The sequence below is a fragment of the Chitinophagales bacterium genome (assembly GCA_017303415.1).
Taxonomy (GTDB): Bacteria; Bacteroidota; Bacteroidia; order Chitinophagales; family Chitinophagaceae; genus SpSt-398.
The window spans coordinates 1,265,332-1,280,775 of sequence record JAFLBJ010000001.1 but is presented as its reverse complement, the minus strand read 5'-3'; the positions used below and the strand labels follow the sequence as shown (position 1 = coordinate 1,280,775).

The window sequence follows — 15,444 nt, the reverse complement described above, 5'->3', positions numbered from 1 at the left end:
TTTTTACTTACCCAAAAATGGTCTATCAACCATTTCGGTGTACCCTCCGGGCTCATCCATGTATTTTCTGAATTTCCCCTTCCCATCAAAACTACCTTGCGTGGCATAATCCAAAACATTATGCAACAAGACTTTATCCTACCCTTATCCGGGGTTGGCCTGGCCGATCTGTCACGTGTGGGCGGCAAAAACGCTTCCCTGGGCGAAATGCTCCGTCATTTGGCCCCCCTGGGGGTAAATATCCCGGACGGGTTTGTGATCACGGTAGCGGGGTATGAATATTTTTTGGAGTCGGCCGGATTACAGTCCAGGATCCGGGAATGTCTGGAGACCGTGGATCATGAAAAGGTGGAGACGTTGCGCAGGGCAGGCCTGCAGATCCGTACCCTGATCCGTAATGCCCATTTTCCGAAGGATCTGGCAGAGGCCATTATACAAGCCTATTCAGCCTTATCCTCTCAATACGACCAATCGCAGACCGATGTAGCGGTACGCTCCAGTGCCACAGCGGAGGACCTTCCGGATGCCAGTTTTGCCGGTCAGCAGGAGACCTACCTGAATGTTCGCGGTCCGGCGGAATTGATCGATGCGGTTCGCAATTGTTTTGCTTCTTTATTTACCGACCGGGCCATCAGTTACCGGCATACATTTCAGTTTGATGCCTTTGCCATCGGGTTATCGGTGGGTATTCAAAAAATGGTACGGAGTGACCTGGGGGCCGCAGGGGTCGCCTTCTCGCTTGATACCGAATCGGGTTTTCGCGATGTGGTATTGATCAATGGGTCTTATGGCCTGGGCGAATTACTGGTACAAGGAGCTGTATCACCCGATGAATTTCTTGTATTCAAACCCACATTGGAACAAGGCTTTCCGGCTATCATTGAAAAAAAGCGGGGCAGCAAGGAGCAAATGATGGTGTATGGTGACAATCCGGATGAAAGAGTAAAAGTTATTTCTACCGATAAGGCCACTCAATCAAGGTTCTGTTTGAATGATGAACAGGTCTTACAATTAAGCCGGTGGGTGGTACAGATCGAATCCTATTATACGCAATTAAAAGGGCATTGGTGCCCAATGGATGTGGAATGGGCATTGGATGGATTGACAGGTCAATTGTTCATTGTACAGGCGCGACCTGAAACGATCCATTCCCGTCGTGACCCCGGGGTTTTTACCGAATACCGAATGGAAACAGAAGGATTAGAGGCGATACTGAAAGGAATCGCTGTGGGGGATAAAGTGGCCAGTGGAAAAATATGTATCCTTCATTCCCTTGATAAACGGGTAGGTGATGGAAGGGAGTTCATGCCAGGTGATATTCTCGTAACAGATATGACCGATCCTGATTGGGAGCCTATCATGAAAATGGCGGCTGCGATCATTACGAATAAAGGCGGGCGTACCTGTCATGCCGCTATTGTAGCCCGCGAACTTGGTGTACCGGCCATTGTAGGATGTGGTCATGCTACGGAACGATTAAAAGATGACCAGTTGGTAACCGCCTGTTGCTCGCAAGGAGAAACAGGTTTGGTATTTGAGGGTGAACTGCCCTTTGAAAAGATAGAGACGCAACTAGAAAAACTGCCCGACCTACCCACCCGGCTGATGCTGAATATTGGCAGTCCGGATCTCGCCTTTACGTATAGTCATCTCCCCCACCGGGGTGTGGGTTTGGCCAGGGAGGAATTTATCATCAACAATTATATTGGCATACATCCGATGGCCCTGCTCAACCACCGGCAACTGAATGACCCTGCTTTAAGTCAGTTGATCAATGATCGCATTCGTGGGTTTGAATCTGAAGCCAACTTTTTTATCCATAAACTCGCCTTTGGTATTGCCCGCATCGCGGCCGCATTCTACCCTGAAACGGTGATCGTACGTTTCTCTGATTTCAAAAGCAATGAATACAGTAATTTGATCGGTGGTAAATACTTTGAACCTCTTGAAGAAAACCCCATGATCGGGTGGCGTGGTGCTTCGCGCTATTACTCCCCGCAATACAAAGAGGCCTTTGGCCTGGAGTGTCAGGCCATCCGAAAAGTGCGGGAGGAATGGGGGTTAAAAAATGTGGCGGTCATGATCCCGTTTTGCCGAACAGTAGAAGAGTTGCATCGTGTTTACGAGGTCATGAAGGAATTTGATATACCCAGAGGAAAGGACGGTCTTCAGGTGTACCTGATGGCGGAATTGCCAAGTAATGTGATCCTCGCCAAAGAATTTGCCCGGCATATTGATGGATTTTCGATTGGATCCAATGACCTGACCCAGCTAACACTTGGCCTTGACCGCGATTCATCGTTGGTCGCTCATTTGTATGATGAGCGGAATGAAGCAGTCAGGTCGTTGATCCGAAGCCTAATCCAAACCGCCAAAGAGGCCGGTGTCAAAGTTGGTATTTGCGGACAAGGGCCCAGTGATTTTCCGGATTTTGCCCAATTCCTGGTCGACGAAGGAATAGACAGTATTTCAGTAACCCCGGATGCTGTGAAGAAGACGATTGGGGTGTTGAATGGAAAATAAAGAAAGTGAGCTATCTATACTGCAGTAATTTAATCATAACCTATTGATTATGTATAATATAATTCATATGTACAAAAGATTGTACAAGTCAAAAAACATTATATATCTTTATGCCATGATAACAACCTATTCAGATTTCAGGCAAAAACTAAAAAGCTATTTGGATATGGTTTTTTCGAGCCATACACCCTTGCACATTACTCGTAGCAAAGGTGAAAATTTCGTTGTTCTATCCGAATCAGATTATGAAAGTCTGATGGAAACCTTCTATTTGCTTAAGTCACCTAAAAACGCCGAACGTTTAATAAGCGCATTAGATCAGTATAAAGCTGGCGAAGGAGAAGAACATCAATTGCTAGAGCCATGAAGATCGTTTTCATGGATGAGGCCTGGGAGGATTACTTACATTGGCAACAGATCGACAAAGCCATGTTGAAAAAAGTAAATCAGCTCATTAAAGAAATTACACGAACACCATTTGAAGGTATTGGAAAGCCAGAGCCATTGAAAGAAAATCTCACTGGATTTTGGTCACGACGAATTAACCTTGAACACAGACTAGTTTATAAAGTAGAAGGAAACGCTCTTTACATTCTCCAGTGCAGGTATCACTATTAGAAAGTAGAGTACTTGGGGCCAGGATGATGTGAATCCACATTTTCCTTTTCGCCAGGTGAAGTGTATCCCACTAAAGCACTACCGACCGCCGTATCTCTGCCTGCAAATCCAACGTGCCGGCATCATCAAAGAATTCAACTTTGATCATTCCCTTTCCACGGGCATAATAATATTTTGCGGTGCCAAAATCGGTAATATGGACCCAGGCAGTTCCATTGAATATTTCGTAGTCTTCTTCCACAACGATCACATTGGCATGGTTGACGGTGCCTGTGGAACTTGTGACAGAAAGCGACACATCCTTTTGCAGGATCTCATATTTCATTCGTAAGGTTACTGGAATGACATTATTGTTCATGTCGGTCACCGTTCCTGAAATATTGGAGGTAGTCCAGCTATGTCCAACAGCCTGATCATCTTTCAGGAAAATGAACTCCATCCAGAGTGGGTTATCCAATCCAAAATAACCACCCATATCCCTCCACTCATAATAAGTACCAGCATTTTTTCTATAGTAGCCGGAACTGTCAAAGCCTAAGGAAGCATCCTCTGTTCCCATGAAAATTGTATAGGTGTTGCCCCCTGCTGTAATCGTATTCGCCAATGCCCGGATAAGCAATGAATCGGCAGCCACATCATCAAACTCATAACTCCAATTGCTGTTTGCTGTACGTGGGAAATAGTCAATTGGGGCGGGTGGTGCATCACAGGTCACCGGGAAGGTGCAGGTGGTTGAACCATTGGTAAGGTTGAAAGTAAATGTGCCCGCCTGGAGGGGTAATCCACTGGCGGTGAGCTCAACGGTTTGCGGACCAGTAGTGGTAAAGTTACCCAGGCCGATAAAGGCAAAGCCATTAGCGGTAGAGGTAGTGATGGAATAACTTCCTATGGTGGTTACATTTACAGAGATCACCACCTTATTGGCTGAAGTAAGGGCCACATTTTGTGTATAGGATCCCTGAACAGCGGCATTGGTACATCCGTTGGGGCTTCCGTCAAATGTAAAAACGGAGGTTCCTGAGCTTGACCCGGCTTCGGTAACAGTGACCGTGAAAAAACACTGGGTACTATCGTAGTTCAGGGTAAAATTATTGGTGCCTGCTGTTAATGGTTTACCGGATGCCTGAAGGCGAACGGTAGAGGAACCAGCTGCGGTAAACGTACCGGTGGCATTAAAATGGTAGCCATTGACCGTATCTGAATAAATTCTATAGGCGCCCGGGGTGGCGACGGTAACCGTTACATCTACATAATTGGTGGTGTTGAGTGTGGTATCTTTCTTATAAGAGCCAGTGACAACGATACCCTGGCAATTGCCCGAAATATCCGCCTGTAGCGCACCATCAGAGGGGGTGTTACTGTTTTCAAAACTGACCTCTCGTTGGCAGGAGACCAGGATCATGAGGATCAGGGTTAATGCAGAAAGAGCCGTTCTCATTTTCATAAAGTGGTGCGTGTTGAGGGTGTAATTTAAGGTTTTTTAAGAAACCTGAAACTCATCATTAACCGCTGCATTGGTCTCATGGGCAACTGGCGCCTCTTCCTTTTTCTTCTTGAAAAAACGCTTTTGAAAAAGTAATAATGTAATAACTCCGATAGAGATAGATGCATCGGCTATATTGAAAATGGGGCTGAAAAAAGTAAAATCTTCTCCCCCCACAAAGGGAAACCATTCAGGAAATTTGGAATCAAACAACGGGAAATATAACATATCGACCACACTCCCATGAAGGAACGATGAATAACCTGTAGACGAAAAACTGGCCACGCCCTGGTAGGTGACGTAATCCTTTATAGCCGGGTCAAAATGCAGGCCTTTATCAAAGATCATCCCATAGAACATGGAATCAATGAGATTGCCCAATGCACCGGCATAGATCAGGGAGGCACATATAATGAACCCCTTATGAAGACGCTGCCGTACGATCCGGCCCAGGTACCAGGTACCAAACAATACGGCCACCAGACGGAACAAGGTCAACACCACTTTCCCAGTTTCATTTCCCAGTTTCCAACCCCATGCCATCCCGGGGTTTTCGATATAATAAAGTTGAAACCAATTCATTCCCAATACCTGGGTCACTTCCCCGGTGGGATAACTGGTCTTGATCCATATTTTCAAACCCTGATCGGCCAGGAGAATGAGAAGGATAAAGAATATGACGTTACGGAGCTTCAATTTTGGGTTGATTTATAGATACAAATATAAGGATGTTGGATGTTGGATGTTAGATGTTGGTTGTTGGAGGCTGATGTCGGGAGTCCGGAGTCGGAAGACTACCAACATCTAACATCCAACATCCAACATCCGACCGACTACTCCTCAAAATACACCCTCCTCACCCTTCCTGAGATACCGGTCATCACTTCGTAGGGAATGGTACCCGCCCAGGCAGCCACCTGCTGGATCGGTAATTCTTTCCCAAATATGATCACCTCATCGCCTTCGGCAATACCCGGAATATCGGTTACATCGATCATCGTCATATCCATACAAATGGTACCGATGGTGGGGACCAGTTGCCCTTTGACCAACATCTTCCCTGCACCATGTCCCAACTTACGGGAATATCCATCGGCATAGCCAATGCGCACGGTAGCGATCAGGGATTCACGTTTTACCTCGCCACGCCGGTTATAGCTGACCGTTTCACCAGGATGCAGGCGCTTTAATTGGGCGATCGTCGAACGAAGGGTGGCCACCGGCTGCAGGCCGAGGTCTGCTTCCGCTTTTCCTGCAACCCCGTAAAGACCAATGCCCAACCTGACCATGTCATACTGAAGATCTGGATGGCGTACAATGGCTGCGGAATTCGCGAGATGTTTAAGCAAGGTCTGTTTTTCCTGTTCCCGAGACCTGGGGACACCAGGGTCTTTGCGTCCCGAATCATCAGCATTGCGAGAACTTATACTTCGAGCAATAATATCATACAATTTATCAAAACGACCAGCTTGTTGAATCGTAAAATCATCCAATCCCGGGTCTTCACTTCCTGCCAGGTGAGAGAATACGGTTTGTATTGCAAAAGATGCGCCTTGTTCAACCAATCCAAGTAAGGTACTCAATTCATCTTCTGAAAAACCCAGTCGGTTCATTCCTGTTTCGAGCTCAATGTGAACCGGGTAATTCGTGATACCCTGGTCTTTCAGGTACTGATCAAAAGAAAGCATCGATGCTGGTGAATACAATACAGGTTCCAGCCCATGCAAGGTCAGGGCCTCATAACTGCTTTCCTCCGTATTGAGTACCATAACGGGGAGTGATACTCCGGCTGCCCGAAGCTCTACCCCTTCATCCACATAGGCCACTCCCAAATAATCCACTTTATGAAACTGAAGCAGGCTGGCTACTTCAGCCCCGCCACTCCCATAGGCCAGAGCTTTCACCATGGCCATGGTGCGCACATTGGGTTTTAATAATTTCTGGTAGGTTTTGAGATTGTGGACCAGCGCATTCAGATCGATCTCAAGCACGGTTTCATGTGACTTGGCTTCAAGCAGTTGCACGATCTGTTCAAAGGCAAAAGCGCGTGCGCCTTTTATCAATATGGTCTCTTCGTGAAAATGGGCAAAGCGAAATCCCCGCATAAAAGACCCGGTATCGGGGTATATCTCCAGCCGGATGGACTCGGGCAAGGTAAGTGTAGTGGAAATTTCCGCTCCAATGGCAATGACCCTGGATACCTGCGCCTGTACCAACTCACGCCCCACTTGTGCATAGAGCTCCTTGCTGTCGATACCCGTTTGTAAAAAATCTGACAGTATCACGGTACCTGGTTGCTGACCATGCTGCTGTTGTAAAAATTGAAGGGCAATATGGAGGGAATGCAGGTCGGCACTATAACTGTCATTGATGATGGTACAATGATTGATCCCCTTCTTCCTTTCCAACCGCATATTGACCGGCGTCAATTTTGCCAAACCCTGCCTGATCTTTTCCGCTGAATATCCCAAATGCAACATGACCGCGGTGCAATGAATTGCATTCTCTATGGCCGCCTGATCCGTAAAAGGAATACGAAGCGAAAAGTGATTGTCCTGGTATTGGAAACTGATCTCGGTATCATTTGATGTTTTTTCGACCGAGGAAACAAAGAGTGTGGCCTCCTGGTATACCCGGCTCCAGGTGAATAGTTGGGGGTTACCGGGAAACAGATCTTCCAAAGTCAGGCCATGCCGCGCGGGCAGGTCATATTCAAAGATCACTGTTTTGCAATCGGCAAAAAGTTTGCACTTCTCTGTCAGTTTACTTGCCCGGCTAGAAAAACCGGCATCATGAGCATCACCGATATTGGTCAACAGGCCAATGGTGGGACGTATCATGCGGGCTAGCTTCTCCATCTCCCCGGGCTGGGAAATACCAGCCTCAAAGATCCCGAGTTGGTGTTCGGGAGTCAGCGACCAAAGGCTGAGAGGTACTCCGATCTGGGAATTATAACTACGCGGGCTTCTTGCGATCCTTAACTGATCATTCAATAAATGAAAGAGCCATTCCTTTACAATGGTCTTGCCATTGCTTCCGGCAATACCGATCACTGGAATATCAAACCGGGAACGGTGCCAGGCCGCGAGTTGTTGCAAGGCAGTGAGTGTATCTGTCACCTGCAGTATCCCTGCTTCGGGATAAAGGGATATATCCACAGGCTCACTCACCACAAAAAACCGAACCCCTTTTTGATATAACTCAGGGAGATAGCGCTGCCCATTACGCCGCTCACCCGTAAGGGCAAAGAAGACCGAAGAAGAAGGAAAGAAAACTTTTCGACTGTCAAACGTAAGATACCCGATCGATAACTCCGGAGGGTTCCGAAGCCATTGGCCGTTAAGCAGCGAGCCTATTTCTATCGGGGTATAATTCATAATAAGGCACTAAAATTTCAAACTACATAGATGCCGGGAATTATTGATTATTAAAAATCAATAATACGCTCTGTCGCTGCAGTTTATTTTTTTTCCTTGTTCTCAGAGGCGACCTGCATCGAATACCCGATCGAACCAAAGATACACACCGCGATCACGATCAATGAAATGTAGGCCGGTATATGAATATGGAAATAAGAGATCAACATTTTTACCCCAATAAAAATCAGCACAATGGCGATTCCCTGCTGCAGGTAAGCGAATTTGTTGGCTGCGCCTTTGAGCAAAAAATACAAGGAACGCAAACCCAACACCGCAAAAATATTACTGGTATAAATGATCAACTCTTTATCCGGTGAATCCTGCACAATGGCAAATACAGCCGGAATACTATCCACGGCAAAAATGATATCGGTGGTAGCCAGCAATACGATCACCACAAACATATTGGTATAATATTTCCGGCCTTCCCGTACGATCACAAATTTTCCGTTCCCGTCCTCCGGCACAATCGGTAAAACTTTGTTCATAAACCGGTAGACCGGATTATTGGCAGGGTCAAACTCATCTTCTTCCTTCACCGTAAAAATCTTGATCCCGGTATAAAGCAGAAAGGCACCAAAAATGTACAGTATCCATCCGGCCTTTTCCACCAGCTCTACCCCGATCGCAATAAAGGCGATACGCAATACAATGGCCAGCAGGATACCGATCATTAGCCCCCGGGAAACATATTGTGGTTTGATCTTGAAAAATCCAAAAATGAGGATAAAGACAAAAATATTATCGATACTCAGGCTCCATTCGGTGAGATAGGCACTGAGGTATAACACGGCACTATTCTGCCCATTTTCCACCCACATAAAGCCAAAGAAGGCCACCGCCAGACCTACCCAGAACAGGGTCTGCCATAAGGCGCGCTGAATGCTGATCACCGCATTCTTCTTACTCAGCAAACCCAGATCGAGCACCACGGCTACAACAAGCACGATGGCGAATACGAGATAGGTTATTTGTTCGTGGGTCATATTTATATTACTAAAGTTATTTGTTTTGTCGTGAGACGTCAGTCGTGAGTCGTGAATCGTGAGTCGTGAGTCGTGAGAGGTGAATCGTGAGTCATCTATAATCAGAAAATTCACCATTCACTATTCACTACTCACCATACACCTCTCACGTCTCACGTCTCACGTCTCACCTCTCACGTCTCACGCCTCACCTCTCACGCCTCACGCTTCCCATACTTCCCCTTCCTTACCCGCTGGTAAATAAAGGCAAAAGCCAATACCAATAAAACCGGAATAGCGACATTGATGGCTTGCCACATGCCTTTTTTCGCTTCTACTTTTTTAGGGTCTAACAGACGAAGGGTATAGTCTTTGGCTCTTGTTTCCAGAATACCGGATGGGTTAACCAGATAGTCCAATGCATTTTCATAAAAATCCTTGTTGGCATAGGGCACCCTGGTAAACAGGTTCATTCCCATGGGAAGAGGGCCATCGGTTTGACTTACCTGACTCATGGGAAGGTCCCCGTCGCCCACCACAATCAGTTTGGCGCCAGGTTCAGCTTCCGCACGGAAAGGAGTATTGTATAATCGTGCCAAAGTATCAGCCATGGCCCGGGGCAAACGATTGGCAAAGAGGGAACGAAATTTCCCCTCCAACAGTACGGCCATGGGTACATACTGTTTATTAAACTCTTTGATATCCGGCGCGATCTGGAAGAAATCAAAACTCACTCTTTCAGGCGTAGGGATCACTCTGGCATTGGCAGAGGATTGCAGCAGGATGGTTTTGTCCACCCCTTCGGCAGTTACCGTATCCACGGTGGAGGGGAACATCATTCTCACTCCGTCAATATTCTTTGAGATGGGATGCTTTGTCCCATTCAATACCGGGAAGATGGGCCAATCCACAAGGCGGGTTTGCTGTTGCTGTCCGGCTTGTCCGCTTACCTGAGGAAGCTTATCACTTTGCATATCCTGCAACAGGGCCTGGTTGATGCGCACTCCATAGCGAAACAGCATGTCTTCAATATTCAGACCGCGATCGTAGGCTATAAAACCATCTTTATTATAGAGGCTATCAAATCCATCGTACAGGTTATCGATCATGCAAAAGAGCTTTCCGCCCCGCATGAGGTATTGATCGAGTTTTAGCTTTTGATCTTCGGTAAAAGGGATGGTTGGTTTCACCATCACCAACGCATCAAATACAGACGGAATGAAACGATCGGTTTGGAGGTTGATCGTATCAAACCGGTATTCCCTTATCAGGGTACGCAGGGCATCGTCAACATTATACCCCCAGCTTTCACCATTCCCCACCACATATCCGACCAGCGGTCTTTTTTCTGCAGTGGCCTTTTGAAGAGCGGAAGCAAATTTGTATTCAAGCGTGGCTTCCACATCATTGTAAAGTGCGGCCAGTTGTTCGGGTTCCGTTCCATAGGAACGAACTCCTTTGAGCAGGTTGACCCCAACAGTGGTATCCTTGTAATGGATGAGTGCCCCGGGTATCACTTGTTTGAAACTGATGGCATCCCCTACCTTTCCGGGAGCCTGAAGGGTGGAAGCCTGAAGGCCATAAAAATACTGGAGAGAATCGGCCAGATAGGCTGCCGCCGAATCATCCAGTCCTTTGAAAGGTTCCAGGTAACGGATCTCCAGATTACCTCCGGCATACTCCTGACATTCCTGAAGAAATTCCTGTACGCTGTTGGCAAGTTTCTTAAAACCCGCCGGAAATTCCCCTTTCAGAAACACATCGATCCGGGTAGGAGCATCCAGGGACAATAACAGGTTCTTGGTAGGCTGGCTCAGAGTATATCGTTTCTCACTGGTAAGGTCTATGCGCTGATGAAAAAATACAGCTATGATATTAATGGCCACTAAAGCCAGCAGGAAAATCCACCAACCAAAACGGGAGCGTCCGGAATTTGTCTTTTGATCTTTCATGTTTCGCTTATCGTTTTAGCAGGTTTCGGCTGGTAAATAGCAGGAAGAGCAGGACCACACTGAGGAAATAGACCAGATCGCGGGTATCCACCACTCCCCGGCTTATGCTGCGGTAATGAAAGTCGATACCGGCCATTTCCACATAATAATCGGCATTGCCGGAAAAGACCGGCAGGGCACTAATGGCGTTAAAGCCATAGTAGAGCAATGCACATCCGATCAGGCTGAGGATAAAGGCCACTACTGAGTTGGTGGTAAGACTGCTGGTAAAAATGCCGATAGCGGTAAATACAGCAGAAAGCAGAATCAGTCCGATATAGGAACCCGCAGTGGCGCCCGTATCAAGTCCTTCCTGACCGGAAAGTTGTTGGATGGTCACAAAGTAGACAAAGGTTGGTACTAAGGCCACTAAGACAACTACGAGGCTGCCAAGGTATTTTCCCAAAATGATGTCGCGATGACGGAGCGGTCGGGTTTGGAGCAGTTCCCAGGTACCCGATTTGAACTCATCGGAGAAACTGCGCATGGTGATGGCGGGTATCAGCAAAAGCAATACCCAGGGAGCCAGTTGGAAAAAACGTTCCAGGGTGGCATATCCCGTATCCAGAATATTGTTATTAAAAACAAAGAGGACAAGGCCATTTACCAGTAGAAAAACAATAATGGCGATATAGCCGGTAAGACTGCTGAAAAATTGACGAAGTTCTTTTTTGCAAACGGCCCACATAAGGGGGCAATTTACAGGAAAATGGTGATATGTATTCGCTGGAAATCGTGGGAATCAGGACCGATGTCCGAAGTCGGAAGACCGACATTAATACCAAGACCTTTAATCGGTTCTTCGACTTCGGACCTCCGACCAAATTTTATACCGCGAAGCTTTCCCCACAGCCGCAGGTACGGCTTGCATTGGGGTTGGTAAAGTAAAATCCTTTCCCATTAAGCCCATCGGAAAAATCCAGGGTAGTATTTACGAGGTAAAGGAAGCTTTTGAGGTCGGTAACCACTTTCACCCCATTATCCTCAAACACCTGGTCCATGGGTTTTTGTTCGTTGTCAAAGTCCAATTTATAACTCAGGCCAGAGCATCCTCCTCCCACCACACTAACCCGAAGGAAATAAGTGGAGTCTGCGCCAATACCGGCATCGCTCATGAGTTGGGCGACTTTGGATTTTGCTTTATCGGAGACAAATATGGCGTTTTCGAGCGTTGTCATTCTTTACAATTATAGAGGCTAAGAGCTATCAGCTTTTAGTGTACGCTGCTTTCTTCAAACTTGATCTCTTCCAGCCCGTTCTTTTTTCTGTAGTCGTTTACAGCCGCTTTGATCGCGTCTTCTGCCAGAACAGAGCAGTGGATCTTAACCGGAGGAAGGTTCAGTTCTTCCACGATCTCCATATTGTCGATCTTGATGGCTTCATCCACACTTTTTCCTTTGAGCCACTCGGTGGCCAGGGAAGAAGAGGCGATGGCGGAGCCACAACCAAAGGTTTTAAACTTGGCATCGGTGATCAGTCCGGACTGTGGGTCTACCTCGATCTGGAGACGCATAACGTCACCGCACTCGGGAGCGCCAACCAGGCCTGTACCTACATTCGATTTGCTTTTGTCCAGTGTGCCCACATTTTTGGGGTTCTGGTAGTGGTCGATTACTTTATCGGAGTATGCCATTTTAGTTTGTTTTGTTGTTGAAAGATAATTGTTAGATGTTGGATGTTGGTTGTTAAATGTTAGGTATTACTAAATACTGACATCCAACATCTTTCATCCGACAACCTTTTAATGATGCGCCCATTCGATCGTATCCATATCGATTCCCTCTTTGTACATTTCCCAAAGGGGACTCATTTCTCTCAGTTTGTTCACGGTCCGGGACACCTGCTCAATGGTATAATCGATCTGTTCTTCTGTGGTGAAACGTCCCAATCCAAAACGCAGCGAACTGTGTGCCAGATCGTCTCCCAGCCCCAAAGCTTTAAGCACATAGGAGGGTTCCAGGGAGGCTGAAGTACAGGCCGAACCAGATGAAAGGGCGATTTCCTTATTAAAGCCCATCATCAACCCTTCTCCTTCCACATACTTGAAGGAGATATTGCTGACATGGGGCAGGCGGTGTTGTTTATCGCCATTCAGGTATGCTTCTTCCAGACCCAGCAAGGCAGTTTCCAGTTTATCGCGCAATACCACCAGGCGTTTGGCATCCTGGTCCATTTCCAGGCGGGCCAATTCACAGGCCTTACCAAACCCAACGATACCGGGTACATTCAGCGTACCGCTGCGCATGCCTCTTTCGTGGCCACCGCCATCCATTTGTGCGGTCACTTTGACCCGGGGATTTTTGCGGCGTACATACAAAGCGCCAATCCCTTTGGGACCATACATTTTGTGTGCGGTCATAGCCAGCAGGTCGATATTATCTGCTTTAACATCCACGGGAATCTTACCTACTGCCTGGGTGGCATCGGTAAAGAGCAGTACACCATGCTTTCTGGCAATGGCACCGATCTCCCGGATGGGCATTACTGTTCCAATCTCGTTATTCGCATACATCAGGGCGATCAGGATGGTATTGGGCTTAATGGCCGCTTCTACGTCCTTGGGATCAACCAATCCGTCCTTATTGACATCGAGGTAGGTTACTTCCCCACCCTCTTTCTCAATATGCTTACAGGTATCGAGTACAGCTTTGTGTTCGATATTGCAGGTGATGATGTGGTTACCCTTGGAAGCATACATCTCAAACACCCCTTTGATGGCCAGGTTGTCCCCTTCGGTAGCACCTGAGGTAAAGATGATCTCTTTGGGATCGGCTCCAATCAGTTGGGCCACTTGCTCACGGGCATAGTCCACCGCCTCTTCCGCCTGCCACCCAAAGGGGTGGTTCCGGCTGGCTGCATTACCAAAACTTTCAGTAAAATACGGGATCATCGCCTCTACAACACGCGGGTCGCAGGGGGTGGTCGCGTTATGGTCCAAATAAATGGGGAATTTCAACATATCTCTATGATTTCGCTCGTTTTCGTTACAACACAAAATTACCCCAAAAAGTTGTCAATGTCATGGGCGAAATGAGGGCCAGAGGCTATTTTTACCAAAATCGTAAATGAGATAAGCCTTTAGCTGTTAGCGGTTAGCCAATACCTAAAGACTAATAGCTAAAAGCTTGTATTTAAACCCTCCTCATATGAACAAAATTGAACATATCGGCATCGCCGTCAAAGACTTAGAAAAGTCCATTCCCCTGTTTGAGAAGTTATTGAACACCCCTTGCTACAAACAGGAGTTAGTGGAATCGGAGAAAGTGAACACGGCATTTTTCCAGACGGGCAGCAACAAGATCGAGTTATTGCAAAGCACTGACCCTACCGGTGTGATCGCCACGTATATTGAAAAAAAAGGGGAAGGCATGCACCATATCGCTTTTGATGTAACGGATATCTATGCCGAAATGGAGCGGTTGAAACAGGAAGGGTTTGTTTTGCTAAATGAGAAACCCAAGAACGGCGCCGATAATAAACTCGTTTGTTTCCTGCACCCAAAAGGGACGAATGGGGTGTTGGTGGAGCTTTGTCAGGAGCGTGAGGCGTGAGGCGTGAGACGTGAATAGTGAATAGTGAATAGTGAATGGTGAATGGGGAACAAATATTTGGTTAAAGGTTATAAGTTATTGACCATAAGGAACAGCTTCTATAATTCACTATTCACTTCTCACGCCTCACGTCTCACGGCTCTCACTAGTCGCGATATTCAGTTTCTCCACGGCCAATTGTGAGGCGATCTGGGAGGCGTCTTTTTTGTTATAGGCCCGGCCGATAGATACTTTTTCACCATTCACTACAGCCGCGATGGTGAATAACCGGCGGCCATTCTCGATCTTTTCCTCTACGGTTTCAAATTCGAGGTTATGGCCATTGCGATTGGCCCAGCCATAGAGTTTGTTTTTGTGATTGATCTCCAGTAATTCCAGATCATCAATGAACATATGGGGGAGAATGATGCGTTTGGTGACCCATACACTGGTTTTCTTGTATCCCTTATCGAGATAAATGGCTCCTACCAGGGCTTCTAGAGTATTGCCAAAGATCTGGCTTACTTTGAGTGAATTATCATTCTTGTTGTAGAGTGTGACCTTTCGGATCCCCATCCGCATTGCAATTTCATTGAGTTGCTGGCGGTTCACCATCTTGCTCCTCATTTCGGTCAGAAAGCCTTCATCCTTGTAGGGGTAACGTTTGAACAGGTAATCGGCGATCAGGGCGCTCAGTACAGCATCTCCGAGGTATTCGAGGCGTTCGTTGTTCTCATCCGAATTTTCGCGCACGGAACGGTGGGTAAGGGCGGTCTTGTACAGCGAAAGGTTGCCGGGGGTGAAACCAAGAATATTCTTCAGTTCCCCCTTAAACGAAAACCCACGGTTCTTGAAAATACGTTTGAAAAAATCCACGATTTGTAAACTACAATTTTTTTTCGCGGTCAAGAAATT

14 protein-coding genes are annotated in these 15,444 nt (G+C 46.9%); 4 read left to right on the top strand and 10 right to left on the bottom strand.

The window, feature by feature from the left end:
• The first annotated feature begins 120 nt into the window (after positions 1–120).
• The 3 genes from ppsA (at position 121) to J0M30_05570 (ending at position 3,141) form a co-directional block, all read left to right on the top strand.
• Positions 121–2,523 carry a phosphoenolpyruvate synthase gene (ppsA, locus tag J0M30_05580; protein ID MBN8666957.1) on the top strand — a complete coding sequence of 801 codons (2,403 nt, stop codon included), beginning with the start codon at positions 121–123 and terminating at the stop codon, positions 2,521–2,523.
• Positions 2,524–2,638: 115 nt separating this feature from the next.
• Entirely contained in the window at positions 2,639–2,890 is a 252-nt protein-coding gene (locus J0M30_05575; protein ID MBN8666956.1) for a type II toxin-antitoxin system prevent-host-death family antitoxin, read from the top strand.
• Positions 2,887–3,141, top strand: a complete 255-nt coding sequence (locus J0M30_05570; GenBank protein ID MBN8666955.1) for a Txe/YoeB family addiction module toxin — start codon at positions 2,887–2,889, stop codon at positions 3,139–3,141. The genes J0M30_05575 and J0M30_05570 overlap by 4 nt, the downstream gene beginning before the upstream one ends.
• Positions 3,142–3,211: 70 nt before the next feature.
• On the opposite strand, the gene J0M30_05565 is transcribed toward J0M30_05570, so the two are convergent.
• The 9 genes from J0M30_05565 to J0M30_05525 form a co-directional block, all read right to left on the bottom strand.
• On the bottom strand, positions 3,212–4,585 hold the full coding sequence (locus tag J0M30_05565; protein MBN8666954.1) for a hypothetical protein: 1,374 nt from the start codon (positions 4,583–4,585) through the stop codon (positions 3,212–3,214).
• A gap of 36 nt (positions 4,586–4,621) precedes the next feature.
• A complete protein-coding gene (locus tag J0M30_05560; protein ID MBN8666953.1) occupies positions 4,622–5,320 on the bottom strand; it encodes a lipoprotein signal peptidase in 699 nt (232 codons plus the stop codon).
• A gap of 137 nt (positions 5,321–5,457) precedes the next feature.
• Complete coding sequence (alr, locus tag J0M30_05555; GenBank protein MBN8666952.1) at positions 5,458–8,001, bottom strand: alanine racemase; 2,544 nt, start codon at positions 7,999–8,001, stop codon at positions 5,458–5,460.
• An 83-nt stretch (positions 8,002–8,084) separates the two neighbouring features.
• On the bottom strand, positions 8,085–9,029 hold the full coding sequence (locus tag J0M30_05550; GenBank protein ID MBN8666951.1) for a TerC/Alx family metal homeostasis membrane protein: 945 nt from the start codon (positions 9,027–9,029) through the stop codon (positions 8,085–8,087).
• Between the two features lie 194 nt (positions 9,030–9,223).
• Positions 9,224–10,960 (bottom strand): gliding motility-associated ABC transporter substrate-binding protein GldG, encoded by a 1,737-nt coding sequence (gldG, locus tag J0M30_05545; GenBank protein ID MBN8666950.1) that lies wholly within the window; start codon positions 10,958–10,960, stop codon positions 9,224–9,226.
• 7 nt (positions 10,961–10,967) lie between these two features.
• Positions 10,968–11,687 carry a gliding motility-associated ABC transporter permease subunit GldF gene (gldF, locus tag J0M30_05540; GenBank protein MBN8666949.1) on the bottom strand — a complete coding sequence of 240 codons (720 nt, stop codon included), beginning with the start codon at positions 11,685–11,687 and terminating at the stop codon, positions 10,968–10,970.
• 139 nt (positions 11,688–11,826) lie between these two features.
• A complete protein-coding gene (locus J0M30_05535; GenBank protein MBN8666948.1) occupies positions 11,827–12,177 on the bottom strand; it encodes an iron-sulfur cluster assembly accessory protein in 351 nt (116 codons plus the stop codon).
• 35 nt (positions 12,178–12,212) lie between these two features.
• Positions 12,213–12,632, bottom strand: coding sequence for a Fe-S cluster assembly scaffold IscU (gene iscU, locus J0M30_05530; protein ID MBN8666947.1), 420 nt, complete (start codon positions 12,630–12,632; stop codon positions 12,213–12,215).
• A 108-nt stretch (positions 12,633–12,740) separates the two neighbouring features.
• Positions 12,741–13,955, bottom strand: a complete 1,215-nt coding sequence (locus J0M30_05525) for an IscS subfamily cysteine desulfurase (protein MBN8666946.1) — start codon at positions 13,953–13,955, stop codon at positions 12,741–12,743.
• Between the two features lie 190 nt (positions 13,956–14,145).
• Between J0M30_05525 and mce the strand changes: the two genes are divergently transcribed.
• Positions 14,146–14,550, top strand: a complete 405-nt coding sequence (gene mce, locus J0M30_05520; GenBank protein ID MBN8666945.1) for a methylmalonyl-CoA epimerase — start codon at positions 14,146–14,148, stop codon at positions 14,548–14,550.
• Positions 14,551–14,676: 126 nt separating this feature from the next.
• Here mce and rnc read toward each other — a convergent pair whose 3' ends face one another.
• Entirely contained in the window at positions 14,677–15,405 is a 729-nt protein-coding gene (gene rnc / locus J0M30_05515; GenBank protein MBN8666944.1) for a ribonuclease III, read from the bottom strand.
• Positions 15,406–15,444 lie beyond the last annotated feature (39 nt).